Source organism: Mycobacterium sp. (assembly GCF_039583785.1).
Lineage (GTDB): Bacteria > Actinomycetota > Actinomycetes > Mycobacteriales > Mycobacteriaceae > Mycobacterium.
The window spans coordinates 1-2,674 of sequence record NZ_JAVKSG010000167.1 but is presented as its reverse complement, the minus strand read 5'-3'; the positions used below and the strand labels follow the sequence as shown (position 1 = coordinate 2,674).

The following is a 2,674-nucleotide window of genomic DNA, read 5'->3' as shown; positions in this document are numbered from 1 at the left end:
TGCGGTCGCGGTCGTTGACGGGTAAGCCAGCGCGCATGCTGCGCACAGCGTGGACCGACGAATGGGAGCGTGGCGACAACCCCGACCCGCTCCAAATGCCACTGCAGACGGCGCTGGTTGGCGACGCTCAGATGCGTATCAATCATGCTGCCGGCCAGCATGATTCCAAAGCTCACGAGTTGGCCACCTACTTTGTCGGGCAGGTCGTGGGCTCGATGGACAAAATCCAGCCGGCCAAGACGGTGGTACTGGACATGGTTGCCGAATTCATCGACACCGTAGAACTTCTCGACGGTTTAGTTCAAAAGTGAGATGCCATGATGGTCGCCCGGGGAGGCGCACGTGACCAAGATTTTGCGGCGTGACGTGTACCCGCTCGGCGCCCGTTCGACGGGCATCGCCGACGACGGCGTGACCGCGGCCGATGCCGCCTGTCGCTGGTCATGAAGGGATTGCGGCCGGACTAGGTCGAGGTTTACGTCACGAAACCATATCGGCTGGTCAGTGTGTGCGGTGTGGCGGTTTGACCCAGGCGGGATGTTCGGGCATAGTCGATCTGGTAAGCACCTCGTTAAGTGAGGCGTCTACGCGGATACAGGCCACTGACCCCGAACGTCGAGAGACGCCCAGGGTCAGGACAGCTCCTCCCGGGTTAAGGGTTGAGCCCAAGTGGCTTCCGGTTTGTTCCGGATACGGCGCGTAGTGCCGAAACTCTGACGAGTGGGGTGCGGACTCCCCGGAGATCACGGGTGTCTGAATCCCTGCTTGCGTGTGAATTGGTGCGGCATACCCGCACGTGGAGCGACCGCGAGGAGGTGAGGGACACATGAGTTCCAGTTCTAGTCCGGATCGATATCCGGACGTCTCGTCCCGATCCGGCCTGCGACTCCTTGCCCTCAACTGAGCCCTTTACGCTCTCATCGCATTTCGCCGCCGTATCGGACGGACACCGAATCCCGTTGTGCCCGTTTGATTTTCTGCGTAGGAGGCGATCATGACCGCTGTTCTGTACGACGAGGTAGCAGCGGCGACGTCCGCGCCACGGCTCAGGGTCGTCCCTGACCCGGCACCGGCGACGCCGAAGACCGCGAAGCGGCCCGACCCGCGCCCGCTGGGCTCCGACCCGCTGGTTGACGGCGCCGCTCGGCTGCTGTGTGTTCCGCTGCGTCAGCTTTACGCGGCGTTGTGGCGCGCGGGCGTTATCGAGGTCCGCGCCTGAAATGTGTTCCAGGATCCCGGTATCCGAAGTTTTTAACCGCTTCGGTGCCGGGAGTCCTGCGTTACTGCTGCGCCGTGATGTAGGCCGACAATCCGTTGCGATAGGCGGCAAGGCTGTGCCGCCAGCCGAACGCGACTTGGCCGCCACTGTCAACCGAGATTTGCGCACCCACGTGTACGTACGGCGCAGGAGGCAGATACGGCACGATGTCGAGGAAGTTCACTACGCGGTAGCAGCTTTCGATGAGCGCGTCGAACTTCGCGGCGAAGTTGATCAGCCCGACGCGGGGCCCGGCGAACGTGATCAGCCGGGGCTCGATCTTGTTCGGGGGCATGTTGCGGTCGATGTCGGGCGCCGCGAGAACAGCGAGTGCTGCGCCGAGACTGTGTCCGGTGACCAGGATCTGATCGCAGTCGGCGGTGGCCGCAGCCAGGTTGGCGGCGACGTTGGCGCGGACCAGTTGATAGACGTCCTGAAAGCCCGCGTGCACCTGTCCGAACCCGCTGATCGGGCGGTAGTCGTCGGGCACAGCATCGATGTCGGCCACCCACTCGGCGACATCGGCGGTTCCCCGGAAAGACAGAAATGCGGTGCGGTTGGCCGCATTGCGGCCCATCAGCCCGAATACGTTGGTGTTTTTAGTCATCGCAGTCACTGCCGGGTGCGGGTCGGTCATTGCGGAGAGCACCACGGTATCGGCCTGGATCACGCTGGTTTGGCTGTATCCGGCCGGCAATGTCGGCGTGCTGCCGTCCATCACGGTGTAGGCCGCCTGCGCCAGCGGCAGCACCACGTCGCGCGCAAACGTCGGGTCGAACGCCACGCTCGAAGTCTAGGTGACTTGTGCTGGGATCCTGCCGGATCTCGTGCTTCGGCACGCGTCCTGGCTTACGGAGCTTGACCCCGAACGCCAGCCCATGCTAGAACATCTGGGCAGATGATAATGATTGTCATTTCGCACTAGATCGCCGTGCTGGTTCATCCGGGGGGTGCGATCGGCCGAATGGGAGTGCCCTCCCGCACAAGGACTGTCTACGGCAAGGAGAAGGGGTGCCGTGTCTTTTGTCATTGCCCAACCGGAGTTGCTGGAGGCGGCAGCAGGGCAGCTAGCCGGGACCGGTTCGGCCGTATCCGCGCAAAACAAAGCGGCAGTGGCTCCGACGACCGGAGTGACTCCGCCCGCCGCCGACCCGGTGTCGGCGCTGACCGCGGCCCAGTTCGCCGCTTACGGCCACCAGTATCAGGAGATCAGCTCGCGGGCCGACGAGATTCTGTCGATGTTCGTCACCGTCTTGCGAACCAGCGCCGGCTCCTATGCGATGACCGAAGCCGCCAACGCCTTGGTCGCCGGTTAGCTCGGGACAGCAATGGCTGGTGCGGCGGGCGGTCTGGATTTCGGGGTGTTGCCTCCGGAGGTCAACTCCGGACTGATGTATGCCGGTCCGGGTCCGCAGT

General features: G+C 63.6%; 3 protein-coding genes, 1 pseudogene and 1 riboswitch. Of the genes and pseudogenes, 3 read left to right on the top strand and 1 reads right to left on the bottom strand.

Features of this window, described 5'->3' with window-relative positions; translation table 11 throughout:
• Both ABDV69_RS20960 and ABDV69_RS20955 read left to right on the top strand, forming a co-directional pair.
• Window positions 1–311: pseudogene (locus tag ABDV69_RS20960) on the top strand (nitronate monooxygenase); the annotation flags it as partial.
• A 249-nt stretch (window positions 312–560) separates the two neighbouring features.
• Window positions 561–732: riboswitch (M-box (ykoK) riboswitch) on the top strand.
• A 262-nt stretch (window positions 733–994) separates the two neighbouring features.
• The gene (locus ABDV69_RS20955; RefSeq protein WP_343577722.1) at window positions 995–1,219 is read left to right on the top strand and encodes an Rv1535 family protein; all 225 of its coding nucleotides are present in this window, start codon (window positions 995–997) and stop codon (window positions 1,217–1,219) included.
• 61 nt (window positions 1,220–1,280) lie between these two features.
• Here ABDV69_RS20955 and ABDV69_RS20950 read toward each other — a convergent pair whose 3' ends face one another.
• Window positions 1,281–2,042 carry a lipase family protein gene (locus ABDV69_RS20950; protein WP_343577721.1) on the bottom strand — a complete coding sequence of 254 codons (762 nt, stop codon included), beginning with the start codon at window positions 2,040–2,042 and terminating at the stop codon, window positions 1,281–1,283.
• A 232-nt stretch (window positions 2,043–2,274) separates the two neighbouring features.
• Between ABDV69_RS20950 and ABDV69_RS20945 the strand changes: the two genes are divergently transcribed.
• Entirely contained in the window at window positions 2,275–2,574 is a 300-nt protein-coding gene (locus ABDV69_RS20945; protein ID WP_343577720.1) for a PE family protein, read from the top strand.
• Window positions 2,575–2,674: the final 100 nt, after the last annotated feature.